This window comes from Aeromonas sp. s6 (genome assembly GCF_040907815.1).
In the GTDB taxonomy this organism is placed as follows: domain Bacteria; phylum Pseudomonadota; class Gammaproteobacteria; order Enterobacterales; family Aeromonadaceae; genus Aeromonas; species Aeromonas caviae.
The window spans coordinates 1-24,537 of record NZ_JBFOCN010000056.1 but is presented as its reverse complement, the minus strand read 5'-3'; the positions used below and the strand labels follow the sequence as shown (position 1 = coordinate 24,537).

Sequence of the window (24,537 nt, the reverse complement as noted above, 5' to 3'; positions counted from 1 at the left end):
TGCGGATCTTATCACGGGGCAGGTCAGGCAACTGCCTGCATCTGGGTAGTCATGGCGATCTCGGCGCGACGGCGTTTCTCCGCCCGGGCCATCAGATACCAGCTACCGAAGGTGAACAGGGATACCGACAGCAGGATCAGGCTCGCGATGGCGTTGATCTCGGGCTTCACGCCGAGGCGCACCGCCGAGAACACTTCCATCGGCAGGGTGGTCGAACCCGGGCCGGAGACGAAGCTCGCCAGCACCAGATCATCCAGCGACAGGGCAAACGACATCATGCCACCCGCCGCCAGCGACGGGGCTATCATCGGGATGGTGATCAGGAAGAACACCTTCCAGGGCTTGGCTCCCAGGTCCATGGCCGCCTCCTCGATGGAGAGATCCAGCTCCCGCAACCGCGCCGACACCACGATTGCCACATAGGCGGTACAGAAGGTGGTATGTGCTATCCAGATGGTCAGCATGCCCCGCTCCGCGGGCCAACCCACCAGCTGGGCCATGGCCACGAACAGCAGCAGCAGGGAGAGACCGGTGATCACCTCGGGCATCACCAGCGGCGCCGTCACCATGCCACCGAACAGGGTCCGGCCACGGAAGTGAGGGATCCGGGTCAGCACGAAGGCCGCCAACGTCCCCAGCGCCACCGCCGCGATGGCGGTGTAGAAGGCGATCTCCAGGGAGCGGAACACGGACCCGATCAACTGTTTGTTGTCGAGCAGGCCGAAGTACCACTTGAGCGACCAGCCTCCCCACACCGTCACCAGCTTGGAGGCGTTGAAGGAGTAGATGACCATGATGATCATGGGCAGGTAGATGAACAGCAGACCCAGCCACAGCATCAGCTTGGCAAAACCGAAACGTCTCATGCCTTGCCCTCCAGCTCTTTGGCCTGGTTGCGGTTGAACAGGATGATGGGAATGATCAGCACCGCCAGCATCACCACCGCCAGGGCGGAGGCCACCGGCCAGTCACGGTTGTTGAAGAACTCCTGCCACAACACCTTGCCGATCATCAGGGTCTCCGGACCACCCAGCATCTCGGGGATGACGAACTCGCCCACCACCGGGATGAAGACCAGCATGCAACCGGCGATGATGCCGTTCTTGGAGAGTGGCACCGTGATCTGCCAGAACCGGGTCAGGTTGCGGGCACCCAGATCGGAGGCCGCCTCCAGCAGGCTCTGGTCGTGCTTGACCAGGTTGGCGTAGAGCGGCAGCACCATGAACGGCAGGTAGGAATAAACGATGCCGATATAGACCGCCAGGTTGGTATTGAGGATCTGCAGCGGTTCGTCGATCACCCCGATGCCCAGCAGGACGCTGTTGAGCAGGCCGTTGTTGCTGAGGATCCCCATCCAGGCGTAGACCCGGATCAGGATCGCCGTCCAGGTCGGCATCATGATGAGCAGCAGCAGAACGGTCTGGGTCTCCTTGTTGGCCCGCGAAATGGCGTAAGCCATGGGATAACCGATCAACAGGCAGAGCAGGGTGCTGACCAGGGCTATCTTGAGGGACCCCAGATAAGCCGCGATGTAGAGCTCATCCTCCTGCAGCAGCAGGTAGTTGCCCAGGTTGAGCAGTATGGTGAGCTGATTGTCGGCCCAGCTCACCACGTCCGTGTAGGGCGGGATGGCCACGTCCGCTTCGGCGAAGCTGATCTTCACGACGATGATGAAGGGCAGCAGGAAGAAGAGGAACAGCCAGAAGAAGGGGATGCCGATGACCAGCTGCCGCCCTCCCACCTGTTTGAGTCGTCTCAATACCTTCATGATTGCAGCACCACGCCGCTGTCATCTTCCCAGTAGAGGAACACCTGGTCATCCCAGGTCGGCCGTTTGCCGTGGCGTTCGGCATTGGCGATGAAAGCCTGAACGATTTTGCCCGAGGGCAACTGGATGTGATACACGGAATGGCCGCCCAGATAGGCGATGTCATAAACCTCGCCCTTGGTCCAGTTGAAGTCCGGATGCTCGATCTCTTCCGGCTTTTGCAGGCTCATCAGCAGTTTTTCCGGACGCAGGGCATAGGTGACCTTCTTGTTCTCCGCCCGGGAGCTGATGCCGTGACCCACATAGATGGGCTGCTCCAGATCCGCACAGGCGATGATGGCGTGGTCCTGCTCATCCTCCACCAGCAGGCCGTCAAACAGGTTGACGTTGCCGATGAACTCGCACACCAGCCGGCTGGCCGGGGTCTCGTAGATATCCATCGGGCTGCCGATCTGCTCGATGCAACCGAGGTGCATGATGGCGATCCGCTCGGCCATGGTCATGGCTTCTTCCTGATCGTGGGTCACCATGACGCAGGTCACGCCCACCCGCTCGATGATCTCGACCAGCTCGAGCTGCATGGTAGAGCGCAGCTTCTTGTCCAGCGCCCCCATGGGCTCGTCCAGCAGCAACAGCTTGGGACGCTTGGCCAGGGAACGGGCCAGGGCCACCCGCTGACGCTGACCACCGGAGAGCTGGTGTGGTTTGCGGCGGGCGTACTGGGTCATCTGCACCAGCTTGAGCATCTCTTCCACCCGGGCATCGATCTCCGCCTTGGGCAGGCCATCCTGCTTGAGGCCGAAGGCGATGTTCTGGGCCACCGTCATGTGGGGGAACAGGGCGTAGGACTGGAACATCATGTTGATGGGGCGTTCATAGGGCGGCATGTCGGTAATGTCGACGCCGTCGAGGAACAGCCGTCCTTCCGTGGGTCGCTCGAACCCGGCCAGCATCCGCAGCAAGGTGGACTTGCCGGAGCCGGACCCACCCAGCAGGGCGAAGATCTCGCCCTTGTGGATGTTGAGAGACACGTTGTCGACCGCCAGCGTTTCGTCGAACTGCTTGCTTACCCTGTCTATTTTGACCAGCACTTCTTTACGCTGCTGGCTGCCCTCGAGGGCTTTCTTGTAGGCACTGGAGGCTATCGCCATTACCAAACTCCCAAAGGTGATTCCGGCCTGGGCCGATCCATCAATACAATCTGGCGCCCCGGGATGGGCACCAAGGTTAGGTTCCGGATTTGATCTTGGTCCAACTCCGGGTGATCAGGCGCTGCACCGAACGGGGATGTGCTTCCTGCACATACAGACGCTCAAGCACCGCCTGGGGGGGATAGACAGACTCGTCCTCGCGAACGGCCTTGTCCATGAACTCTCCCGCCTTGATGTTCGGGTTCGCGTAACCCACATAGTCGCTCACCTTGGCGATGACCTGCGGTTCGAGAATGTAGTTGATCAGGGCGTGAGCCTCTTTCACGTTGGTGGCATCGGCCGGGATCGCCATCATGTCGAACCAGAGATTGCCACCCTCCTTGGGGATGCTGTAGGCAATCTTGATCCCCTTGCGCGCCTCCTCGGCCCGGGACGCCGCCTGCAGGATGTCGCCGGAGAACCCGGCCGCCACGCAGATGTTGCCGTTGGCGAGGTCACCGATGTACTTGGAGGAGTGGAAGTAGGCCACATAGGGGCGCACCTTGAGCAGCTGCTCTTCGGCCCGCTTGATGTCCGCCGGCTCATGGCTGTTGGGGTTGAGCCCCAGGTAGTTGAGGGCCGCCGGGATCATCTCGTCCGCCGAATCGAGGAAGGCCACGCCGCACTGGGAGAGCTTCTTCATGTTTTCCGGCTCGAAGATGGTCGCCCAGGAGTCAATCTTGTCGACACCCAGTACTTCCTTGATCTTGTCGACGTTGTAACCGATGCCGTTGGTGCCCCAGAGGTAGGGCACGGCGTACTGATGGCCCGGATCCACCTTCTCGAGCTGCTTGAGCAGCAAGGGGTCCAGGTTGCTCAGGTTTGGCAGCAGGGTGAGGTCCAGCTTCTGGAAGGCCCCCGCCTTGATCTGCTTGGCCAGGAAATTGTTGGAGGGCACGACCAGATCGTAGCCGGTGCGTCCGGTCAGCAGCTTGCCTTCCAGCGTCTCGTTGGAGTCAAACACGTCGTAGACGGTCTTGATCCCGGTCTTCTGCTGAAAGTCACTGAGGGTGGTCTCGCCGATATAATCGGACCAGTTGTAAAAATGAACCACAGGGGCTGCCTGGGTCAGATTTGCAAACCCCAGGGTCAGGGCCAGCGTTGCCATCTTGGTCATGTGCACTTATCAGTCCTCATTTGTGTGATTTTGCCAGTCGCGCATCCATACGCGCCGTCCAACCTGTCGGGTGGTCACCACCCTCCCGGCCGAACTGCGGACCGGGAGGGGTACTCGTCACTCTTACTTGCCTGACTTGATCTTGGTCCAGCTGCGGGTCATCAGACGCTGCACCTTGGCCGGCAGATCCGGGAAGGTGTAGATCTTCTTGAGGGTATCCGGCGTCGGGTAGATACCCGGGTCGGTACGGATCGCCTCGTCCACCAGCGGCGTGGCCGCCTTGTTGCCGTTCGGGAACTGCACCACGTTGGTGATGTTCGCGATCACGTCCGGCTTCATCAGGTAATTGATGAAGGTGTGGGCCGCCTCGACGTTCTTGGCATCCGCCGGGATGGCGATCATGTCGAAGAAGCTGCCTGCCCCCTCTTTCGGAATGGTGTAAGTCAGGCTGACACCGTTCTTGGCCTCGGCGGCACGCGCCTTGGACTGCTGCAGGTCACCGGAGTAACCCACTGCCACGCACAGGTTGCCGTTGGCCAGATCCGAAATGTACTTGGAAGAGTGGAAATAGGCGGTATAGGGACGGATGGAGAGGAACAGCTCCTCTGCCTTCTTCAGTTCATCCGGCTTCTGGCTGTCCGGCTTGAAGCCCAGGTATTGCAGGGCGGCCGGTAGCATTTCGGTCGGCGAGTCGAGGAAGGAGACACCGCACTCCTTCAGCTTGGCCATGTTCTCCGGCTTGAACACCAGATCCCAGGAGTTGACCGGCGCATCGGCCCCCAGCACGGCCTTCACCTTCTCGGCGTTGTAGGCATAGCCGATGGTGCCCCACAGGTAAGGGATGGAGTATTGGTTGCCCGGATCGCTCGGTTCGAGCGCCTTGAGCAGGTCGACGTCCAGGTTCTGCCAGTTGGAGAGTTTGGACTTGTCCAGCTTCTGGAAGACACCAGCCTTGATCTGCTTGGCAAGGAAGGGGTTGGACGGTACGACGATGTCATAGCCCGACTTGCCTGCCAGCAACTTGGCTTCCAGCACTTCGTTGCTGTCGAACACGTCGTAGACCACCTTGATGCCCGTCTCCTTCTGGAAGTTTTCCAGCGTATCCGGCGCGATATAGTCGCTCCAGTTGTAGACGTGCAGCACCTTCTCGTCGGCCATCGCCCCGGTACTCATCATGACCAGCGCCACGGAAGCAGCCATCATTCCCTTTTTAAAAGACATAGTCCTTGTCTCCTAAGCAAATTGTATGCGTAAGCCAACCTGCCCGGTTCCCGCCTATTCCCGCAGCTTTGCAGCCGTCAGGTCCAGACTGAGCCTGGCCAGTTTGACCAATTCATCCACCTGTTCCTCGGTGATCACCAAGGGGGGCGATATGATCATGGTATCGCCGACAGCCCTCATCACCAAGCCATTGTTAAAACAGAACTCCCGACAGGTCATCCCGGCATGGAGCTCGGCCGGGAAGCGACGTTTCGTCTGCTTGTCCTGCACTATTTCCAGCGCGGCGACCAGGCCTTTTCCACGGGTTTCCCCCACCAGCGGATGGTCCGCCAGCTCAGCCCAGCGGCGCTGCAAATAGGGGCCGATACTATCATGAACTCGCTTAACTATGCTCTCCCTTTGCATAAGCTGGATGTTGGCAATGGCCACGGCGCAGGCGACCGGATGACCGGAATAGGTGAAGCCATGGTTGAACTCCCCCCCCTCTTCCACCAGCACCCTGGCTACCCTGTCCCCCACCATCACGGCGCCCATCGGCAGATAGCCGGAGGTAATGCCCTTGGCCAGGCACATGAGATCGGGTTTGATGCCAAAACCTTCACTGGCAAACCAGTGGCCGGTGCGGCCAAAGCCGCAGATCACCTCGTCGGCGATGAGCAGGATGCCGTACTGGTCGCAGATGCGCTGGATCTCGGGCCAGTAGCTCTCGGGCGGAATGATGACCCCCCCCGCACCCTGGATAGGCTCGCCGATGAAGGCGGCTACCTTGTCCACCCCCAGCTCCAGGATCTTCTCTTCCAGCTGGCGGGCCCGGGCCAGACCGAACTCGTGGGCGCTCATGCCCTCTCCCTCACCGAAGTGATAGGGCTGGTCGATGTGGACTATGCCCGGAATGGGCAAGCCGCCCTGGGCGTGCATCCCCTTCATGCCCCCCAGACTGGCCCCCGCCACGGTGGAGCCGTGATAGGCATTGTGGCGGCTGATGATTACCTGCTTATCAGGTTGTCCCTTGCTGGCCCAGTAGTGACGCACCATGCGCAGCACGGTGTCGTTGCACTCGGAACCCGAGCCGGTGAAGAAGACGTGGTTGAGGTGAGAAGGGGTGATCTCGGCCAGCAGGGTGGCCAGCTCGGCAGCAGGGGGGTGGCTGGTCTGGAAGAAGAGGTTGTAGTAGGGCAGTTGCTGCATCTGGCGAGTGGCGGCATCCACCAGCTCCTGACGGCCATAGCCCATGTTGACGCACCACAGACCCGCCATCCCGTCCAGAATGCGCTTGCCTTCGGAGTCTTCCAGATAGACGCCTTCGGCCTTGGTGATGATGCGACTGCCCTTCTTGTTCAGGGCCTGAAAATCGGTAAACGGATGCAGATGATGGCTGGCTTCCAGTTGCTGCCACTCACGGGTGGTGTGCTGCATTGCTTGCTCCTCGGTTCCTTCGATTCGGCGAATCTTGTCGCCATTCATGAGGGCTCGGATGGCCTGCCCGGTCACTGCCATTCACGGGGCTGGCACTCTCTTGCCTGCTCGATGCCTTTCCATGGGGCGAACATCGTCGCCAGTTGATTGCAGGTGATCCCCCTCTCCATTGCGGGAGCGGGCCTCACCTTTACTCGGTGCCGTCCGGGTCGCGGGCGCCGCCGCGAGGCGGGCCTTCGGCCCCTTGCTTGCGATATGACGGGGAGAGGCCTCGCCTCCCCCGGGGACAGATCAGACGTTCAGCAGCAGGAATTCCCGTTCCCAGCGGCTGATCACGCCGAAGTAGGTCTCGTACTCCTTGCGTTTGACGGCCACGAAGGCGCGGATGAAGCGCTCCCCCAGCATGTCCTTGATGGGTTCACACTGCTCCAGGTGGCTCAGCGATTCCTCCAGCGAGCGGGGCAGGCTGTAGGGCAGGTCATAGGCACTCGCCTTCATCTCCTGCATGGGTTCGAGCTTCTCCAGCATGCCGAGGTAGCCGCAGGCCAGGGTGGCGGCCAGGGCCAGATACGGGTTGGCATCGGCCCCGGCGAAGCGGTTCTCGACCCGGCGTGCGCTCGGTTCGGAGAAGGGGACCCGCAGGCCGCAGGTGCGGTTTTCCACCCCCCACTGCACGTTGCGCGGCGCACTCTCGCCAAAGGTGAGGCGGCGGTAGGAGTTGACGTTCGGCGCCAGCAGGGCGGTCACTGCCGGGGTGTATTTCTGCAGGCCGGCGATGAAATGCATGAACAGATCGGAGTTGCCCCCTTCGCTGGTACCAAACAGGTTGTTGCCATCCATGTCTTCCAGGCTCTGGTGGATGTGCATGGCGGAACCCGGTTCGTTGCTCATGGGCTTGGCCATGAAGGTGGCATAGATGCCGTGACGATGGGCGGCCTCGCGCATGGTGCGCTTGAACAGAAACACCTGGTCGGCGAGATCGATGGCATCCCCGTGCAGGAAGTTGATCTCCATCTGGGCGGCGCCGGATTCGTGGATCAGGGTGTCCACCTCAAGCTCCTGGGCCTCGCAGTAGTCGTACATGTCCTCGAAGATGGGGTCGAATTCGTTCACCGCATCGATGCTGAACGACTGGCGGGCCGTTTCCGGGCGGCCGTTGCGGCCCACCGGCGGCACCAGCGGATAGTCGGGATCTTCGTTGCGGGTCACCAGGTAGAACTCCAGCTCCGGCGCCACCACCGGCTTCCAGCCCTGCTTCTCGTAGAATGACAGAACCCGGCGCAGCACGGAGCGGGGAGCGATGTCGATGAGCTTGCCGTTGACGTCAAAGCAGTCGTGGATCACCTGGGCGGTGGGCTCCAGCGCCCAGGGTACGAAACGAATGGTGTTGGGATCGGGATAGAGCTGCATGTCCCGCTCCAGCGGGTCTATCATGCTGTCGTCATCCGGGTACTCGCCGGTCACCGTCTGGGTGAAGATGACCTCGGGCAGCCGCATGCCCCCCTCGCGCAGAAACTTGTTGGCTGGAATGATCTTGCCTCGGGCATTGCCGGTGAAATCCGGAAACAGGCACTCCACTTCCGTGATGCGATTGCTCTCCATCCAGCCCTTGATACTGTCCATGTTAAACCCCGACTTTACGGTTGCCATTGTCAAGGGTGTCTAATATAAGGAACACCCTTGTTAAGAAAATGTAATCGACCACACCATAAAAGCCCGTGATAAAGGCCTTTGTCAAGCAGCGGTGTTTAAAAAACTATAAACAACGGCCTGTATAATGACCAGCGCGGCACCAAATACTAAACACTTTGTGTCACGATCAGCCCACTGCAAGCTCGATGCCAACGGCGGCGGGATCTCGTTCGATACTCAGTCAGACCCTGTCGGAGAAGGCCCATTTCTTTGCAAGGGCGCACACTCCTTATCCAATTTCCTTTGCATGTCTGCATTTTTTTGGTACAAGGCCCGCCCTGATTTGCACTCTCCTGCATGGATTTGGTGCAAAACGGGATACAAGGGCTTGGTCTGACGACAGACAGCCCCCATCAATGGGTAACATTGGGAAACTGACTGGTAGCAAACCGTATGTGTGATTTCATGACAGAAGACCAACTGACCTTCTACAAAGGCCAGATCGAGCGACAAATCCTTGAGCTCGAAGAACGTCTCAACTCCCAGGCCAGCCAGGCTATCGCCACCGATACCAACGAGATGGCGGATGAAATTGACCGTGCCAGTGTCGAGGAGGCCCGTCGCCTGGAGCTGAACCGCATCGAGCACGACAAGTTGCACCTGCGCAAGCTGAAAGGGGCGTTGAAGCGGATCAATGAAGGGGATTTCGGCTATTGCGAATCCTGTGGCGACGAGATCTCTCTCAAGCGGCTGCAGGCCCGTCCCGAGTCCCGCTTCTGTGTTGAATGCCAGAGCACCAAGGAATTCAACGACACTCACGTGTTCCGTCGCGTCGCCTGATGCGGCGAACAAGCCCGGCCTCGGTACGAGCCGGGCACAGGGCAGGTCATGCCCGAAGATGACGCGGCCGGGTGATCCCCGGCCCCTTTCACAGCAAGAGCGTGACAACTTCTGTTAGACTCCGGGCAAGTCCCGGATCCTACAGGAGATCAAAGCGTGAAATGGCTCATCAGGCTGTGCTTGTGCCTGCCATTGCTGGCACAAGCACAGACGCTCACCGTCAAGGTCCCCAGCCGACCGATCAACGATCTCGACAACGAATACCAGCTCAAGCTGCTGGAACTGGCGCTCAACCACGCCGGGCAGCCCTACAAGCTGGAGCGGGTCGACCTCAATCTCAACCAGTACAGCCTCCAGCAGGCGCTTGCCAAGGGCAAGGTCATCAATGTGTTCTGGATGGGTACCTCCAGCGCGCTGGAATCCTCCCTCACCGCAGTACCAATCCCGCTGTTTCGTGGCCTGGAAGGGCTGCGCCTCTCCTTCATCCACGCTGATGCCCAGGAGCGGTTCAACCAGATCAACACCCTGGCAGACCTCAAGAAACTGAAAGCCGCACAGGGGGTGGGCTGGGCCGACAACAAGATCCTGGAACTGGCAGGCATTCCCACCTATGCCGGGCGCTACAGCAACCTGTTTCGCCTGATGAATGACGGCGACAAGCTGGATTTCTTCCCCCGTGGTCTGGTGGAAATCTTCGCCGAACGCAGCGAGCTGGCGGCACAATATCCCAACCTGGTGATCGATCAGCACCTGCTGATCCGCTACCCCTTCGCCGAGTTCTTCTTCGTCAGCCCGGAGTCGCCGAAGCTGGCCAAGGCGATCCAGACCGGCCTCGAGCGTGCCTATGCCGACGGCAGCTTCATGGCGTTCTTTCGGGAGAACCCCAAGATCCGCGAGGCCCTGGCCAGCGCCAATCTGGAGCAGAGAGTCACCATCGCCCTGCCCAATCCCGACATGACCCCCTTGCTCAAAAGCATTCCGGCCCAATATTGGGAATATCCACCGTCGCAGGAGTAAACGGATACGATATCCGGCGTTGAGAATATCCACCACTGCGAGCATGAGCAGACACGGTCTCCGACGTTGGGAATATCCACCGCTGCGAGCGTGAACGGACAGGGTCTCCGGTGTTGGGAATATCCACCGCCGGGAGCGTGATCAGCCGCGGGTCATCCCATCCGGTGGGCGCAGCCCGCCGCAGACGCACAGGAACGCGAGGTCGCCCGGCCTCAATACGCGCACCAGGGAGGTGCCATGAAACGACTGGATGACTGGTTTCGCGACTACGGCCAGAGCCATCAACACCCCGTCAATGTGGCCATCCACAAGGTGGCGGTGCCAGGCATCTACCTCTGCATCCTGGCACTGCTCTGGTGCCTGCCCGCCGGTCCCCTGCCAGCGTCCCTCAACTGGGCGGGGCTGGCGGCCATCCCGGTGCTGGTCTTCTACCTGCGGCTGTCGTTGACGATCTTTACGGGGATGACGGCCCTGACCGCCCTGGGACTGGCCTTCTGCCACGTCTGGCAGGGGCCGCTGCTGTGGCCTGCCCTCATCGGGTTCGTGCTGTTCTGGATAGCCCAGTTCGTCGGTCACCATATCGAGGGGAAACGCCCCTCCTTTCTCACCGACCTGCAATTTCTGCTGGTAGGCCCCGCCTGGGTGCTAGCCAGCCTCTATCGTCGTTTGGGCATCCCTTTCTGAGGGAGGCCAACAGGAGAGACCATGAGACATCTTCAGACCCTTGCTCGCACCCTGCCCCTGCTGCTGGGGGCACTGATGGCCGGCCCGGTGCTGGCCGACAAGGCAGATCCCGTCGGCGAGGTAAGCACCGCTTTCAAGCTGCTCGGCCCCAACCACAAGATCCTGGTGGAGGCGTTCGACGACCCGAAAATCGCCGGTGTCGCCTGCTATCTGGCGCGCCCCAAGACCGGCGGCGTCAAGGGCGGACTCGGGCTGGCGGAAGATCCCTCCCACGCCTCCCTCTCATGCCACCAGATCGGCCCCATCACCCTGCCCGCCAGGCTGAAGGCGGGGGAAGAGGTGTTCGATGTCAGCACCTCGCTGGTGTTCAAGGAGCAGAAGGTGGTGCGTTTTTACGACGAGAAGCGCAATGCCCTTGTCTATCTGACTTACAGCACCAAGTTGGTGGATGGTTCGTACAAGAGTGCAGTGAGTGCCGTCCCCATCATGCCCTGGGGTTGAAACAGCACCACTTATCCCGTGATGACGGTCACTATTTGTTGTAATTTAACCACATCATTATCTACGGAGAGCGCACCATGAGAGTCGCCGTTTTCAGTACCAAGAGCTACGACAAGGAACATTTCCACCAGGCCAACGCCCAGTACGGTTTCGATCTGGAGTTCTTCGACGTGCGGCTGGAGGCCAAGACGGCCCGTCTCGCCCACGGCTTCCCCGTGGTCTGCCTGTTCGTCAACGATGATGCCGACCGCGAAGTGCTGACCGAGCTGGCGCAGTACGGCACCAGGGTCATCGCCCTGCGCTGCGCCGGTTACAACAACGTGGATCTGGCCGCCGCCAAGGAGCTGGGACTCAAGGTGGTGCGGGTGCCTGCCTACTCCCCCGAGGCCGTTGCCGAACATGCGGTGGGCCTGATGATGACCCTCAACCGCCGCATCCATAAGGCGTATCAGCGCACCCGGGACGCCAACTTCTCCCTGGAGGGGCTGGTCGGCTTCAACATGCATGGCCGCACCGCCGGCATCATAGGCACCGGCAAGATCGGCATCGCCACCTTGCGCATCCTCAAGGGGTTCGGCATGCGCCTGCTGGTGAGCGATCCCTATCCGAACCAGGCGGCCATCGATCTGGGCGCCGAGTACGTGGATCTCGACACCCTATTCCGTCAGTCCGATGTCATCAGCCTGCACTGCCCCCTGTTCAAGGAGAACTATCACCTGCTGAACAAGGAGGCCTTCGCCAAGATGAAGGACGGGGTGATGATCATCAACACCAGCCGGGGCGGCCTGCTCGACTCCAACGCCGCCATCGAGGCCCTCAAGACCTCCCGCATCGGCGCCCTGGGGCTGGACGTCTACGAGGAGGAGGAAGACCTCTTCTTCGAGGACAAGTCCAACGAGGTGATCACCGACGACGTCTTCCGCCGCCTGTCTGCCTGCCACAACGTGCTGTTCACCGGTCACCAGGCCTTCCTGACCCGGGAGGCGCTGCACGCCATCGCCGACACCACCCTCAGCAACATCCAGGCCATCGAGAGCCAGGGCCGCTCTGACAACGAAGTGGAGTGATCCCTGAGGCGTTGTCGCCACGCCATTGATCCCGCCGCCGGGTTGTGAGACCCGGCGGCATCGGGTAGGCTACCAGCCCTTTTTTGTACAGGAGTCTGGCCAGCATGTTCATCGGATTTGATTACGGTACCTCCAACTGTGCCGTCGCCGTGATGGAACAGGGCAGCCCCAGGCTGCTGACCCTCTCCGGTTCCCATTACCTTCCCTCCACCCTGCACGCCCCCCACCGGGACGCCATCGCCGGCCTCCTGGCCGAAGGCCTGGCCCCCGTCCAGCAGAGCGAATACCTCAAGCTGCGCGGTCCCGTGGTGACCCGGGCACAAGCGGTGCGCCGCCAGATGCGCGAAGAGGGACTCATCGACGAGCTGAGCTTCGGCGGTGCGGCGCTGGCGCGCTATCTGGAAGAGCCGGACGAGGGCTACTACATCAAGTCCCCCAAATCCTTTCTCGGGGCCTATGGCCTCAAGGCTCCCCAGATCGCCCTGTTCGAGGACATCGTCTGCGCCATGATGCTGCACGTGCGCCGGGAGGCGGAGCAACAGACGGGCAGCACCATCCGCCAGGCGGTGATCGGCCGACCGGTCAACTTCCAGGGACTGGCGGGGGAAGAGAGCAACCGCCAGGCCATCGCCATCCTGAGGGAGGCGGCACGCCTCGCCGGGTTCGAGCGGGTGGAGTTCCTCTATGAGCCGGTGGCCGCCGGCTTCGAGTTCGAAGCGCGCCTCACCGAGGATGCGGTGGTGCTGGTGGTGGACATCGGGGGCGGGACCACCGACTGCTCCGTACTGCGCATGGGCCCGAGCCACCGTGACCAGCTGGATCGCAGCGGCGATCTGCTCGGTCACAGCGGCCAGCGCATCGGGGGCAACGACTTCGACATCCGCCTGACCGTGGAGGGCATGATGCCGCTGCTCGGCATGCACGAGACCCTCAAGACCGGCAAGCCACTGCCCCATCCCCTGTTCTGGGACGCCGCCGCCATCAATGACGTCAGTGCCCAGAGCCGTTTCTACAGCCTGGATACCGCCCGCCAGTTGCAGGATCTCCAGCTCGACAGCCAGCCAGGCAGCAAGCTCCCGCTCCTTGCCAGCCTGCGGGCCCACAAGCTGAGCCATCAACTGGTGTGGCGCGCCGAGCAGGGCAAGATCGCCCTCTCCGACCACGAGCACAATCACCAGACCCTGAACGAGCTGGAAAAAGGGCTGGAGGCGACACTCACCCGCCCCCAGCTGGCCAGTGCTTCCGCCCCCTTGCTGGAGAAGATTGGCGAGCTGATGGACGAGGCTATCCTGGCGGCAGGCGTGCAGCCTGACCGGGTCTTCGTCACCGGCGGCAGTGCCCGCTCCCCCCTCATCAAGGCCTTCATCCAGCAGAAACTGCCCAAGGTACCGCTGGAGGGGGGTGATGACTTCGGTTCGGTGGCCTCGGGCCTCGCCCGCTATGCCGAGCGCCTGTTTGCAGACTGAGACGGCCAGGGGAGCCATGGGCAACAGGTAGACAGGTTCGCTCGGGGCGGGTGTTGCCATTTGCCGACACCCCCTCTTCCCCCGGGGCGACAGAAGCGGTCGGGCTCCTCCCCCCTCGCCCTGCCGCCCGGGCCCGGGGACGGGTATGCTTGTCATACCCACCACCGGAGCCCCTTCAATGCCCAGATACCTGCTACTGCTGCTCGCCCTGCTTCTGCTCAGCGCCTGCAGCAGTGCTCCCCGCTTTGCCTCGCAAGACCTGCAACACCATCACTGGGTGCTCGATCGGCTGGATGGCCAGGCCATCGCCAGCCGCCGCAGCAATCCCCCCGACATCGAGATCGGTGAACACTTCACCGTCAACGGCATCGCCGGTTGCAACCGCTACTTCGGCCAGGGTCACCTCAAGGGGAACAAGCTCTGGGTCACCAGCCTCGGCAGCACCGCCATGGCCTGCCCCCCCGAACTCAATCTGATAGAGCAGGCCGTGCTCGCCACCCTGACGGAGGGGGCCACACTGAGCGGTTCCACCCAGACCCTGATCCTCCAGGGAAAACGGCACCGTTTGGAATACAGGCTGCAAGACTGGGTGTACTAGGGCTCACAAAACCGCTCGCCAGCAGGAACAACTGGCCAGGCTGTGGCACAATATGAGGCATTGTTAGCAATGGAGGCTGCCTCAGCCATGTCGATGGATCGCCTGTTTGGCAAGATCAAGCAACTGCCCACAATTCCGAAACTGCTGCACGAGCTGATGCAGAGTTTCAACGACGAGAATGCCCGCATCGACGAGATCGCGGCCAAGATCGCCATGGACCAGGTGATCAGCGTCAAGGTACTGCGGATGGCCAACTCCGCCGCCCTGCGCCGTGGCAATGAAATCACCTCCATCGAACAGGCGGTGATCCGCCTCGGTTTCAACCGCCTGCGCTCCGTGGTAGTCGCCTCCGGCATCATCAGCAGCTTCAAGGCCCCTCCCGGCTTTGACAAGCTCCACTTCTGGACCCAGACCTTCCAGGTCGCCACCATTGCCCGCACCCTGGCACAGCAGACCACCTCGGTGGATCCCGAGACCGCCTTCACCTGCGCCCTCATTCACAACATTGGCGAGCTGCTGATCCAGAGCACCCTGCCGGAAGAGGCGGGACTCATCAATCTGGCCATCGAGAAAGGCAGCAGCCGGGTCGATGCCCAGCGGGAGATGCTGGGTTACGACTATGCCCAGCTCGGCGCAGAGCTGGCGCGGCGCTGGAACCTGTCGCCCGCCTTCGTGGATGCCATCGCCCAGCAGCTCGACCCCCTCTCCCACGATCCGGTCAGCAAGGAGGCCGTGCTCATCCGGCTCGCCGTCTTCGTCTCCTTCGCCTGGCAGGCCGGCGTACCGGCACAGGCCATCATCGCCCGTTTCCCCAGAACCCTGGCTGACCAGCTGGGGCTGGATCCCGCCAGCCTGGCGGATCAGCTGGAGCAGCTCCACGAGCAGGGCAACGCCCTGGCCGATTTGCTGACCCAGTAGATGTACGACGGCCGATCAGCAGGAGCCGGATCCCCGTCTCATTCTGGCGGATCAGCTCGAACAGCTGCACGAACAGGGCAACGCCCTTGCCGATTTGCTGACCCAATAGCGTCACGGCAGACCGCCCAGCCAAGCCGGAAGCACCGTCTCATTCTGGCCGGTCGTCACATACACACGCCCATGGACGGGATAAGATGGCCTGCGCCCATCCCCCACTCCTGAGCCTCTCTGACACAGTAGATACCATGACCCATCCCTTCCTGTTTCACCCCCAGGCGGCACCCTGGTTCAAAGAGAATGCCGACACCCTGCAGCTCACCCTGTTCAGCGAGCTGGACGCCCCCATCCGCGAGGTGTGGCTGCGCCACGAGCCGGACAACGAGGAGTATCTGGTCGCCATGACGCCGGTCGCCACCCGGGACAGGCTTCAGGTCTGGCAGGTCGAACTGCCGCTGGCCAGAGGGCAGGAGATCCACCTCTACTGCTTCAAGTGCCTCACCGACGAGGAGCAGTGGTGGCTGCACGGGGCAGGCGTCAGCGCCGCCATGCCGCCGCGGGAGCAGCATTTCCGCTTCAACAGCCATCACCAGCCCCCGGCCTGGGTGCAGGATCAGGTGTTCTACCAGATCTTCCCCGACCGCTTCTGCAACGGCGACCCGTCGCTGAGCGTCAAGCATCACGAGTACGAGTACAGGGGCAAGGCGGTCATCAGCAAGGCCTGGGGCGAGCCGGTCAGCCGCCACGAAGAGGGGCACGGCGCCTGTGAATTCTACGGCGGGGATCTGGCGGGCATCGACGCCAAGCTGCACTACCTGCAATCCCTGGGGGTGACGGCGCTCTACCTCAACCCCATCTTCGATTCGCCGAGCAACCACAAGTACGACACTCAGGACTACTTCAAGGTGGATGCGCACCTCGGTACCAATGCCCAGTTTGCCGAGCTGACCCGCAACCTGCACCAGCGCGGCATGAGGATCATCCTGGATGCGGTGGTCAACCACACCTCCACCGAGCACCCCTGGTTCTGCCCGCCGCTGGGCGCCCAGAGCAACCCGGACTCCCCCTGGCGCAGCTTCTACACCTTCGATCAGGAAGGGGATTATGTTAGCTGGAAAGGGATCCGCAGCCTGCCCAAGCTGGATTTCTCAAGTGAACAGGTGCAGGACGCCGTTTATCGGGCAGACAACGCCATTCTGCGCTACTGGATGCGCGCCCCCTACCAGATCGATGGCTGGCGCTTTGACGTCATCCACATGCTGGGGGAGCGGGGCACTGCCGAGGGCAATCGCGGCCATGTGCGCGCCATTCGCGGCGCGGTGAAGCAGGAGAATCCGGACGCCTACGTGCTGGGCGAGCACTTCTTCGAGGCGAGCCAGTGGCTGCAGGGGGATCAGGAGGATGGCGCGATGAACTACTACGGCTTCGCCCACCCCATCCGCGCCTTCCTGGCGGGGCAGGACATCGCCTATCACCCCATCAAGATCAGCGCCACCGAGCTGGATCACTGGCTCAAGCTGGCGCGGGCCCATATTCCGTTCAAGAACCAGCTGGCCCAGTTCAACCTGCTGGACAGCCACGACACCGCCCGCTTCCTGCACCTGCTGGGGGAAGACAAGCAGCGGATGCGACTCGCCGCCACCCTGCTCATCACCTACATCGGCGTGCCCTCCATCTACTACGGCGACGAGGTGGGGCTCTCCGGCGGCAACGACCCGGACTGCCGCCGCTGCTTCCCCTGGGATACCACCGACTGGGATCACGTGCTGCACGACCACTATCGCCGCCTGATCCAGCTGCGCCGCCAGCGCCCGGCCCTGCGTCGGGGAGACATCCAGACCCTCTACGCCGGCCCTCACAGCTATGTGTTCGCCCGTACCCTGCAAAGCGATCAGGTGGTGGTCGCCTGCAACCGCCACCCCACGGAGCCGCGCACCATCAGCCTGCCCCTGTGGCAGACCGCCAGCCCCGCCAGCCGCTTCACCGACGCCTTCAACGGCGACAAGTTCGAGGTGGTGCAGGGGGAGGTGCAGCTCACCATCCCGGCCAACTCCGCCAGGGTACTGCTGTCGAGCTAGGGATAGCGGCAATAGAAAACCGGCGCTCGGGGCGCCGGTTTTTTTATGCCTGCATCCCCCGAAGTGACGGATGCTGCCTCATCGCGGTTTTTCGATCCAATAACCCTACGCCGCCATGTGTGATGCGACGAATGCATCAAACATCATCTCTTCATCAGTAGTTGATGCTGACATAGGGGACTTCGGTCACATCCCACGCCTGCTTGAGGTAGACGGTGAGCACGAAGAAGAAGTTGGCCAGCAGATTGGCGAAGCGATAGAGGATGGGATCGAAACGCACGCCGCTCTCTTCCAGGCGTACCAGCAGACGCACCACCTTCTTGCTGCCACAGCGGCACAGGTGCAGGGTGGGAATGGGCTGGGGCCCCTGGGGCAGCACGAAGCCGGTCACCCGGCCGCGACTCGCCTCGTTGTAGTGATCGTACCGTCCCTTCAGCCAGTCCAGATCCTCCTCGAAGATGCCGAGCCGTCCCCGCACCGAGCCGTTGAGGTTGTAGATGAGCCGCTGCAGGGTCGCCAGATCCGCCATCACGGGCCGGGTATCCTCATCCGGCATCAGATGAGAGAGCACGGCCCCCACCTGGCAGCAGAGCTCGTCGGTGGCGATCTCGTAGTCGCACTGGAACTGGGTTTCGAAGATGAAGGGGTAGCAGAGCTCGCGCTTGTCTCTTGGCTTCTTGGGGTTCATGGCATCGCCGGGCTGGGGAAAAGGGCAGTGTGCCAGCCCGGGGACGGGCTGGCAAACACCCCGCCCCCGCCAGCATCACGGGGGCGTCACCAGACTAGCCGGTCGCCATCTGCTGGCCAAGCAGCCGCATGGCCTCCAGCATCCGCTGGTTGAAGCCCATGAAGCCTGCCCCCTGGGTCGCCCCGTCCTGACCCCGCGCCGCCAGCACGGTGGGTGTCAGCGCCTCCTGCTGGGAAGGGGGCAGCAGGGCGTCGGCCTGCTGCTGCAACCGGCTGAGCCTCGGCAGGTAGTCCGCCAGGGGCTTGAGGCTCTCCTGCAGGGAACTGGCCCCCTGGTAGGTCTGACTCAACTTGGCCGATTGCTTGAGCTTGAGGGAGTAGGAGACCAGCTGGCTGTCATCCAGTTGCAGCCCGTTCAGCCCGTCCGCCAGGGTCTTGCCGTCGCCCCCCTTGAAGAACTGCCCGGCCAGCTCGTCCAGCCCCTTGACCAGGGTGCCGATGGCATCCATCTCGGCACTGTCGAGATCCCCCTCCAGGGAGAAGTCGAAGCTCTGGCTCGACTTGAGGCTGAACTGGCTGCCACCCCCATCGCTCTGGGACTTGAACTGCCAGCTGTCGCTGAAGCGCAGCATCACCTTGTCCCCGTCCCGGGTCTCGATCTCGAGGAGGGCCTGCTGGCGGCTGGCCATCCTGGCATCCCCCAGATCCGTGGTCGACACCTTGCCGAAGAACTCCTTCTCGAACTCATCGAGCCCCTTCTGGATCAGCTTGTAGCTCTGATCCATGCCGGTCTTGATGTCCTCGTTGTCCGCCCAGTCACCGAGCTGCTTCCTGGCGTCACCGAAGCCCTTGTCCACCCCCTTGCGGGCCTGCTCCATCATCTTGGTCAGGTCGTCGTCGGACTTGCCGTCCGCACGGGCCGCGCCTATCCGCCCGGTGACGAACTGCAACACGTTGTCCGCCACCGACTGGAAATCGAACAGGGTCTCCGGGGTGATCTCCTGGGGTTCCTGCACCTTGGGTGCCTTGTAGCCCTGGCCGTTGATCTCCAGCGCAAATTGCAGCGCCTGCTGGATCAGCACCTGGGCCCATTTCGGGGGCTTGTTCAGGGAGACCTCATCCCCCTTGTCCGCCGTCTTCGACTCCGTCTGTTGAGGCGATTTGGGAGCAATGCCCACTCCCTTGGGTTGGGCTGTGCCCATGCCATCAATTTGCATCATTACTCTCCCGCCTATAGTGGTGGATCGGTTATCGGCCCGACTGGCCACTTCTTGACCACAAAAAACTTGGACAATCCGCAACGGCCTTTTAAAATCCCCACCCTTTGGTTGGCTGCGGCCTTCCCCCGGTCTTTCCCCGGCTCAGCCCGGTGCATGCGAGGTATCCATGACTCAATCCCAGCCCTCTTCCGCCGACGCCCAGGGCAGACGGACTCCTGCCGACTACCAGGCCCAGCTCGACGAGAAGCGCGATCGCCTCACCCAGCTGTTCGCCCCCTTCAATCCGCCTGCGCTGGAGCTGCACGCCTCTCCTGCCGAGCACTACCGGATGCGCGCCGAGTTCCGCATCTGGCACGAGGGGGACGACCTCTTCCACTGCATGTATGCACCGGCCACCAAGGAGATCATCCGGGTCGACAGCTTCCCCACCGCCAGCCTGCTCATCAACCGGCTGATGCCGGTGCTGCTGGCCGGGCTGCGCCCGCACCCCGTGCTGCGCAAGAAGCTGTTCCAGATCGACTATCTCTCCACCCAGTCCGGCCAGATCTGCGTCAGCCTGCTCTACCACCGCAAGCTGGAAGCCGAGTGGCAGCCGGCCGCCGAGGCGCTGCAGGCCGACCTGCGTGCCAAGGGGTTCGAGCTGCAACTGATTGGCCGCGCCCACAAGCAGAAGATCTGCCTCGGGGATGACTTCGTCATCGAACGCCTGACCGTGCAGGGGCGCGAGCTGGTCTACAAACAGGTGGAAAACAGCTTCACCCAGCCCAACGCCGCCATCAACGAGCAGATGCTGGGCTGGGCCCTGGACGTGACCAAAGAGAGCGAGGGGGACCTGCTGGAGCTCTACTGCGGCAACGGCAACTTCTCCATCGCTCTGGCGCAGAACTTTCGCAAGGTGCTGGCCACCGAGATCGCCAAGCCGAGCGTGGACTCCGCCCAGTTCAACATCGCCGCCAACGGTGTCGACAACCTGATCATCCTGCGCATGTCGGCGGAGGAGTTCACCATGGCGATGCGCGGTGAGCGGGAGTTCAACCGCCTCAAGGGGGTCGATCTTGGCGCCTACCAGTGCAACACCATCTTCGTCGACCCGCCCCGGGCCGGTCTGGACGACGCCACCGTCAAGCTGGTGCAGGATTACGACAACATCCTCTACATCTCCTGCAACCCCGAGACACTGCAGGCCAACATGGCCGTGCTCGGTGAAACCCACGAGATCGCCCGCTTCGCCCTGTTCGACCAGTTCCCCTGGACCCACCACATGGAAGCCGGGGTGTACCTGAAGCGCAAGGGCGGCTGATCCGGGCTGTTCCCCGGCTGCTCCATGGCAGCCGGAGCCGCTATGGCCACTGAAGGGCACGGATCCTGCCTCATCGCGCTGCCCCGACCCGCCACGGGACAAGTGGGGGCGGCCCGATACCAACCGATTCATCCTGTCCCCCCTTCTCCCCCGGGAGAAGGGGCAAAAACCCCCGCATTGATTAGTTATCCCGGTGCAGAGCGCGGACGCAGCCGTTATGCTGGCGACACGTCCACTCACGCCATGACCGGGGAATCACGCCACCATGCCACGCGTTCTGTTTGTTGAAGACGATCCCGAGATAGGCCAGCTCATCAGCAGCTGGCTCGGTCGCCACGACATCGAGGTGCTGCTGGAGACCCGGGGTGACCGGGCACTCGACAGGGCCCTGGCCGAGCAGCCGGATCTGGTGCTGCTCGACATCATGCTGCCGGGGCAGGATGGCCTCTCCCTGTGCCGGGATCTGCGCCCGCGCTTTGCCGGCCCGATCGTCATGCTCACTTCGCTCGACAGCGACATGAACCAGATCCTGAGCCTGGAGCTGGGGGCCAACGACTACATCCTCAAGACCACGCCCCCCCCGGTGCTGCTGGCCCGGCTGCGAGTCCAGTTTCGCCAGCAGGGGCAGAGCCAGCAGGCCGTGGTCCCCGCCGCCCCGCCCCAGCGCCTGCAGTTCGGCCGCCTCCAGATAGACGGCCCGGGTCGGGACGTGCGCCTCGATGGGGAGAGCATCCCCCTCTCCACCGCCGATTTCGACCTCCTGTGGGAGCTGGCCTGCCACGCCGGCCAGATCCTGGGGCGGGAGGCGCTGTTTCGCAGCCTGCGGGGGCGCGACTACGACGGCCAGGATCGCAGCATGGACGTGGCCATCTCCCGTCTGCGCCGCCGGCTCGGGGATGACAGCAACAACCCGACCCGCATCAAGACGGTGCGCCAAAAGGGTTATCTACTCGTACCCCAGGCTTGGGAATGAGCTGGTGTCTCACACGCCTGCACACCAGAAGCCAGGGAATGACAGCAACAACTCGATCTGGATCAAGACGGTGCGCCAAAAAGGTTACCTGCTGGTGCCCCAGGCCTGGGAATAAGCCCCGCCGAATGACCTTGATGCACTCAGCCTTCTCCCCTTGCGGGAGAAGGGTTGGGGATGAGGGGCAACAAGGCAATGTCCAGACGCAATCCAGGCAAGAGGAGAGCCCCGATGCGACGCCTGTTTATCCAGTTCTATCTGTTGCTGATAGGCTGCTTCGCCCTCGCCATTCTGCTCATCGGGCTGGTCTATCAGGTCAGTGCAGAGCGGGCGGGGGACCGTTATCTGGAGCGGATGATGCAAGGCTCCCTCGGCCTGCTCACTGGCGAGCTGGCCCGGCTGCCGCCGGAACACTGGGCCGCCCGCACCGGCGAACAGAGCCGCCAGCTCAATCTGCCGCTGCAGATCGGCGTCCTCGCCAACCAGCCCCTGGCCAGCGAGGATCAGGCCTTCCTCGAGGCGGGAAACATCGTCATCGTCGAGGAGGATGACACCTTCCTGCAGCGCATCCCGAACACCGACAAGGTGCTGATCGTCGGCCCCGTCCCCTACCTCTCCTACCTGCACGAGCTGCACTGGGTGGACGTGGGGCTGTTGCTGCTCATCGGCCTTTCCCTCGGCCTGCCCATCCTGCTCTGGCTGCGCCCCCACTGGCGCGGCCTGCAACAGCTCGAACAGACCGCCCGCCGGGTCGGCGACGGGGATCTCTCCTGTCGCACCGGTTTGCCGCCCGGCAGCAGCCTGGGCCGGGTCGGCCGCACCTTCGACCAGATGGCGGAGCAGTTGCAGGCCATGCTGGCCAGTCGCAAGCAGTTGACCGACGCCATCGCCCACGAGCTGCGCTCCCCCCTGGTGCGGCTGCGCTATCGCCTCGCCATGCTGGCCGAGCCTCCCTCACCCGAGGAGCAGCAGGGACTGGAGCGGGACCTCGGCGCCCTCGATGCCCTCATCGAGGAGATGCTGACCTATGCCAGGCTCGATCGCCCCGAACTGCCGCTGCAATGCAGCGATCTGGAGCTCGGCAGCTGGGCCGGCAGCCGCCTTGCCGACTGGCAGGCCCTGCGACCGGACAAGCGGCTCGACTTCGTGCGCCCGGCCATGGCTCTGCCCTGGCGCGGCGACACCCGATTGCTGGACCGGGCGCTGGAAAACCTCATCGGCAACGCCCTGCGCCATGCCACCAGCCAGGCAAGCCTCTGCATAGCGCGACAGGGGGACGACTATCTGCTGGAGGTCGCCGACGATGGCCCCGGCATCGATCCCGCGCTGGCCCCGCAAATCTTCGAGCCCTTCGTGCGCCTGGATCAGAGCCGGGACAGACGCACCGGCGGCGCCGGGCTGGGGTTGGCCATCGTGCGCAGCATCGCCCACCACCACGGCGGCGAGGTGCAACTGCTGCCAAGCAGCAGCGGTGCCCGTTTCTGCCTGACCCTGCCCGTACATTTGGATACAAACCGTCACCAGTCGCTCACTGAACCGCAGGTCGAACAGCCCTAGGATGAAGTCATGGAGAAACGCTCCATGTCATCAAACCGAACGAGGAACTGGAATATGAACAAGCTGATCCCCCTGACTCTGGCCGCTGTCTTCGCCCTGACCTCCGGCTTCACCATGGCCGCCACCCCGACCAAGGCCGCCGCTCCCCACGCCACCCAGACCAAGGTCGTGAAAAAACATCACAAGGCAGCCCACGCCAAGGCGCCGGCCGTCAAGGTTGCTCCCAAGACCAAGTAAGCTGCCCGCTTCCGCCATGAAAAAGGCTATGTCCCAATTACGTGTTGCATGGGGCGCCCCAGCGCCTCATGCAAGCAACGTGGTACATTCACTTCCCGCCCGTAGCGCTCCAACATCCTTCGCCAACCCAGATAATTTCTCAGATAGTGGGTCGCTACCCCATGGAACCGCTCCATCCACTCTTTCAACCGACGGTGATATCCGTTTACATGCTGGATATGGTACGCGCCAACCACACGCTCGCCTTGGCGATTGCGCACGACCTGATGGGTCACTCCCTGCGCTTTGCTGAAACTGGCATACACCCCGGCGCCGTCGCTACACAACACCGCATCTGACGAGACAAGGGGTGTCAAAACAGCTATCACCGTCTCGGCATTCATTTTCTCCAACTGAAAATCCGCATGGTGACCAGCCCGGTCCTGAACCACCATCACCGGGATGTAATCCGGCCCTGTGCCTCGGGTACGGCCTTTGCCCCCACGGTGGCGGGCCGGGCGGGGCAAACCACGTTGCCCTTTAAACGACTCCAAGAAGAAGGTCTCATCAACCTCGACGATACCCCCTTCCCGTGCCGCCTGGTGACTCGCCATGGCTTTCAGGAAGCGGTGACGCCACAAGAAGGCGGTGTTTTTACAGACTCCGCAGCGGACGGCAGCCTGTCGGACGGTCAGACCGTCGATGAGGGCCTGGGCGTAGTCTTCCCAGCATTGTGCCTTGCGAAGTCGAGCCAGAGGCGTCTTGGTGAGAACGGAACTGGTGCGTAGACACTGCTTGCAGCGATAACGACGCAGCCCTCGACTCCAACCCCAGGGAGCCAACTGCGTAGCCTCGGCCTGACAGTGAGGGCAACATCGACAAGCGGGGAGTTGAGCGGCCAGCGAGGTGATTGGGTGAGGGGTAGTGAGTTCATGTTGCGCGAGGCGACGCTGGCGCATGGTGAGCTGTGGAAAGAGAGACAGTAGATGTTGAAAGGCTTGGGTATCCATGATGGAGGCCCTCAGGGTGATGACCTACTTCAAGGTTAGCCTTTCAACATGTAATTGGGACAGCGCC

23 protein-coding genes and 1 pseudogene are annotated in these 24,537 nt (G+C 62.4%); 14 read left to right on the top strand and 10 right to left on the bottom strand.

The features are described 5' to 3' along the window. Positions 1 to 23 precede the first annotated feature (23 nt). The 7 genes from AB5Y50_RS08965 to AB5Y50_RS08935 form a co-directional block, all read right to left on the bottom strand. A complete protein-coding gene (locus AB5Y50_RS08965; protein ID WP_104452119.1) occupies positions 24 to 866 on the bottom strand; it encodes an ABC transporter permease subunit in 843 nt (280 codons plus the stop codon). Beyond that, positions 863 to 1,768 carry an ABC transporter permease subunit gene (locus tag AB5Y50_RS08960; RefSeq protein WP_201895000.1) on the bottom strand — a complete coding sequence of 302 codons (906 nt, stop codon included), beginning with the start codon at positions 1,766 to 1,768 and terminating at the stop codon, positions 863 to 865. Before AB5Y50_RS08960 ends, AB5Y50_RS08965 begins: the two co-directional genes overlap by 4 nt. Next, a complete protein-coding gene (potA, locus tag AB5Y50_RS08955; RefSeq protein ID WP_010676056.1) occupies positions 1,765 to 2,919 on the bottom strand; it encodes a polyamine ABC transporter ATP-binding protein in 1,155 nt (384 codons plus the stop codon). The genes AB5Y50_RS08960 and potA overlap by 4 nt, the downstream gene beginning before the upstream one ends. Positions 2,920 to 2,995: 76 nt before the next feature. After that, a complete protein-coding gene (locus AB5Y50_RS08950) occupies positions 2,996 to 4,081 on the bottom strand; it encodes a polyamine ABC transporter substrate-binding protein (RefSeq protein WP_069784938.1) in 1,086 nt (361 codons plus the stop codon). A gap of 117 nt (positions 4,082 to 4,198) precedes the next feature. After that, positions 4,199 to 5,296 (bottom strand): polyamine ABC transporter substrate-binding protein, encoded by a 1,098-nt coding sequence (locus AB5Y50_RS08945; RefSeq protein ID WP_041214238.1) that lies wholly within the window; start codon positions 5,294 to 5,296, stop codon positions 4,199 to 4,201. A 54-nt stretch (positions 5,297 to 5,350) separates the two neighbouring features. Further along, on the bottom strand, positions 5,351 to 6,712 hold the full coding sequence (locus AB5Y50_RS08940; RefSeq protein WP_042878608.1) for an aspartate aminotransferase family protein: 1,362 nt from the start codon (positions 6,710 to 6,712) through the stop codon (positions 5,351 to 5,353). A 291-nt stretch (positions 6,713 to 7,003) separates the two neighbouring features. Beyond that, positions 7,004 to 8,335, bottom strand: coding sequence for a glutamine synthetase family protein (locus tag AB5Y50_RS08935; RefSeq protein ID WP_010676060.1), 1,332 nt, complete (start codon positions 8,333 to 8,335; stop codon positions 7,004 to 7,006). A gap of 462 nt (positions 8,336 to 8,797) precedes the next feature. On the opposite strand from AB5Y50_RS08935, the gene AB5Y50_RS08930 reads away from it, so the two are divergent. From AB5Y50_RS08930 to malZ, 9 genes are all read left to right on the top strand, one after another. Next, positions 8,798 to 9,184 carry a TraR/DksA C4-type zinc finger protein gene (locus AB5Y50_RS08930; RefSeq protein WP_010676061.1) on the top strand — a complete coding sequence of 129 codons (387 nt, stop codon included), beginning with the start codon at positions 8,798 to 8,800 and terminating at the stop codon, positions 9,182 to 9,184. Between the two features lie 156 nt (positions 9,185 to 9,340). Next, positions 9,341 to 10,201, top strand: a complete 861-nt coding sequence (locus AB5Y50_RS08925) for a hypothetical protein (protein WP_010676062.1) — start codon at positions 9,341 to 9,343, stop codon at positions 10,199 to 10,201. A 237-nt stretch (positions 10,202 to 10,438) separates the two neighbouring features. Continuing rightward, complete coding sequence (locus tag AB5Y50_RS08920; RefSeq protein WP_010676063.1) at positions 10,439 to 10,885, top strand: DUF962 domain-containing protein; 447 nt, start codon at positions 10,439 to 10,441, stop codon at positions 10,883 to 10,885. 21 nt (positions 10,886 to 10,906) lie between these two features. After that, complete coding sequence (locus tag AB5Y50_RS08915; RefSeq protein ID WP_041211972.1) at positions 10,907 to 11,386, top strand: CreA family protein; 480 nt, start codon at positions 10,907 to 10,909, stop codon at positions 11,384 to 11,386. Between the two features lie 77 nt (positions 11,387 to 11,463). Then, a complete protein-coding gene (locus AB5Y50_RS08910) occupies positions 11,464 to 12,453 on the top strand; it encodes a 2-hydroxyacid dehydrogenase (RefSeq protein ID WP_042878605.1) in 990 nt (329 codons plus the stop codon). Positions 12,454 to 12,557: 104 nt separating this feature from the next. Next, positions 12,558 to 13,919, top strand: a complete 1,362-nt coding sequence (gene yegD, locus AB5Y50_RS08905; protein WP_069784937.1) for a molecular chaperone — start codon at positions 12,558 to 12,560, stop codon at positions 13,917 to 13,919. 178 nt (positions 13,920 to 14,097) lie between these two features. Then, on the top strand, positions 14,098 to 14,517 hold the full coding sequence (locus AB5Y50_RS08900) for an META domain-containing protein (protein WP_069784936.1): 420 nt from the start codon (positions 14,098 to 14,100) through the stop codon (positions 14,515 to 14,517). 69 nt (positions 14,518 to 14,586) lie between these two features. Then, the gene (locus AB5Y50_RS08895; RefSeq protein ID WP_039039670.1) at positions 14,587 to 15,435 is read left to right on the top strand and encodes an HDOD domain-containing protein; all 849 of its coding nucleotides are present in this window, start codon (positions 14,587 to 14,589) and stop codon (positions 15,433 to 15,435) included. 245 nt (positions 15,436 to 15,680) lie between these two features. Further along, a complete protein-coding gene (gene malZ / locus AB5Y50_RS08890; protein WP_041215804.1) occupies positions 15,681 to 17,510 on the top strand; it encodes a maltodextrin glucosidase in 1,830 nt (609 codons plus the stop codon). A 154-nt stretch (positions 17,511 to 17,664) separates the two neighbouring features. On the opposite strand, the gene AB5Y50_RS08885 is transcribed toward malZ, so the two are convergent. Then, positions 17,665 to 18,198 (bottom strand): ATP--cob(I)alamin adenosyltransferase, encoded by a 534-nt coding sequence (locus tag AB5Y50_RS08885; protein WP_042016441.1) that lies wholly within the window; start codon positions 18,196 to 18,198, stop codon positions 17,665 to 17,667. A gap of 94 nt (positions 18,199 to 18,292) precedes the next feature. After that, positions 18,293 to 19,414, bottom strand: a complete 1,122-nt coding sequence (locus AB5Y50_RS08880; RefSeq protein ID WP_069784986.1) for a DUF5610 domain-containing protein — start codon at positions 19,412 to 19,414, stop codon at positions 18,293 to 18,295. A gap of 169 nt (positions 19,415 to 19,583) precedes the next feature. On the opposite strand from AB5Y50_RS08880, the gene trmA reads away from it, so the two are divergent. The 5 genes and pseudogenes from trmA (at position 19,584) to AB5Y50_RS08855 (ending at position 23,481) form a co-directional block, all read left to right on the top strand. Then, complete coding sequence (gene trmA, locus AB5Y50_RS08875) at positions 19,584 to 20,717, top strand: tRNA (uridine(54)-C5)-methyltransferase TrmA (RefSeq protein WP_069784935.1); 1,134 nt, start codon at positions 19,584 to 19,586, stop codon at positions 20,715 to 20,717. A 265-nt stretch (positions 20,718 to 20,982) separates the two neighbouring features. Further along, a complete protein-coding gene (gene rstA / locus AB5Y50_RS08870; RefSeq protein ID WP_010676073.1) occupies positions 20,983 to 21,690 on the top strand; it encodes a two-component system response regulator RstA in 708 nt (235 codons plus the stop codon). A gap of 25 nt (positions 21,691 to 21,715) precedes the next feature. Next, positions 21,716 to 21,805: pseudogene (locus tag AB5Y50_RS08865) on the top strand (two-component system response regulator RstA); the annotation flags it as partial. 113 nt (positions 21,806 to 21,918) lie between these two features. After that, a complete protein-coding gene (gene rstB, locus AB5Y50_RS08860) occupies positions 21,919 to 23,244 on the top strand; it encodes a two-component system sensor histidine kinase RstB (protein WP_069784934.1) in 1,326 nt (441 codons plus the stop codon). Between the two features lie 54 nt (positions 23,245 to 23,298). Further along, positions 23,299 to 23,481 carry a hypothetical protein gene (locus tag AB5Y50_RS08855; RefSeq protein WP_010676075.1) on the top strand — a complete coding sequence of 61 codons (183 nt, stop codon included), beginning with the start codon at positions 23,299 to 23,301 and terminating at the stop codon, positions 23,479 to 23,481. A gap of 26 nt (positions 23,482 to 23,507) precedes the next feature. Here the strand turns inward: AB5Y50_RS08855 and AB5Y50_RS08850 are convergent, their stop codons facing one another. After that, positions 23,508 to 24,470, bottom strand: a complete 963-nt coding sequence (locus AB5Y50_RS08850) for an IS1595 family transposase (RefSeq protein ID WP_039039924.1) — start codon at positions 24,468 to 24,470, stop codon at positions 23,508 to 23,510. Positions 24,471 to 24,537: the final 67 nt, after the last annotated feature.

Bases quoted from the DNA above. Each gene is read 5' to 3' on its own strand.
- AB5Y50_RS08965 (WP_104452119.1), bottom strand. From the start codon at position 866: ATGAGACGTTTCGGTTTTGCCAAGCTGATGCTGTGGCTGGGTCTGCTG.
- AB5Y50_RS08960 (WP_201895000.1), bottom strand. From the start codon at position 1,768: ATGAAGGTATTGAGACGACTCAAACAGGTGGGAGGGCGGCAGCTGGTC.
- potA (WP_010676056.1), bottom strand. From the start codon at position 2,919: ATGGCGATAGCCTCCAGTGCCTACAAGAAAGCCCTCGAGGGCAGCCAG.
- AB5Y50_RS08945 (WP_041214238.1), bottom strand. From the start codon at position 5,296: ATGTCTTTTAAAAAGGGAATGATGGCTGCTTCCGTGGCGCTGGTCATG.
- AB5Y50_RS08940 (WP_042878608.1), bottom strand. From the start codon at position 6,712: ATGCAGCACACCACCCGTGAGTGGCAGCAACTGGAAGCCAGCCATCAT.
- AB5Y50_RS08935 (WP_010676060.1), bottom strand. From the start codon at position 8,335: ATGGACAGTATCAAGGGCTGGATGGAGAGCAATCGCATCACGGAAGTG.
- AB5Y50_RS08930 (WP_010676061.1), top strand. From the start codon at position 8,798: ATGTGTGATTTCATGACAGAAGACCAACTGACCTTCTACAAAGGCCAG.
- AB5Y50_RS08920 (WP_010676063.1), top strand. From the start codon at position 10,439: ATGAAACGACTGGATGACTGGTTTCGCGACTACGGCCAGAGCCATCAA.
- AB5Y50_RS08915 (WP_041211972.1), top strand. From the start codon at position 10,907: ATGAGACATCTTCAGACCCTTGCTCGCACCCTGCCCCTGCTGCTGGGG.
- AB5Y50_RS08910 (WP_042878605.1), top strand. From the start codon at position 11,464: ATGAGAGTCGCCGTTTTCAGTACCAAGAGCTACGACAAGGAACATTTC.
- yegD (WP_069784937.1), top strand. From the start codon at position 12,558: ATGTTCATCGGATTTGATTACGGTACCTCCAACTGTGCCGTCGCCGTG.
- AB5Y50_RS08900 (WP_069784936.1), top strand. From the start codon at position 14,098: ATGCCCAGATACCTGCTACTGCTGCTCGCCCTGCTTCTGCTCAGCGCC.
- AB5Y50_RS08895 (WP_039039670.1), top strand. From the start codon at position 14,587: ATGGAGGCTGCCTCAGCCATGTCGATGGATCGCCTGTTTGGCAAGATC.
- malZ (WP_041215804.1), top strand. From the start codon at position 15,681: ATGACCCATCCCTTCCTGTTTCACCCCCAGGCGGCACCCTGGTTCAAA.
- AB5Y50_RS08885 (WP_042016441.1), bottom strand. From the start codon at position 18,198: ATGAACCCCAAGAAGCCAAGAGACAAGCGCGAGCTCTGCTACCCCTTC.
- AB5Y50_RS08880 (WP_069784986.1), bottom strand. From the start codon at position 19,414: ATGCAAATTGATGGCATGGGCACAGCCCAACCCAAGGGAGTGGGCATT.
- trmA (WP_069784935.1), top strand. From the start codon at position 19,584: ATGACTCAATCCCAGCCCTCTTCCGCCGACGCCCAGGGCAGACGGACT.
- rstA (WP_010676073.1), top strand. From the start codon at position 20,983: ATGCCACGCGTTCTGTTTGTTGAAGACGATCCCGAGATAGGCCAGCTC.
- rstB (WP_069784934.1), top strand. From the start codon at position 21,919: ATGCGACGCCTGTTTATCCAGTTCTATCTGTTGCTGATAGGCTGCTTC.
- AB5Y50_RS08855 (WP_010676075.1), top strand. From the start codon at position 23,299: ATGAACAAGCTGATCCCCCTGACTCTGGCCGCTGTCTTCGCCCTGACC.
- AB5Y50_RS08850 (WP_039039924.1), bottom strand. From the start codon at position 24,470: ATGGATACCCAAGCCTTTCAACATCTACTGTCTCTCTTTCCACAGCTC.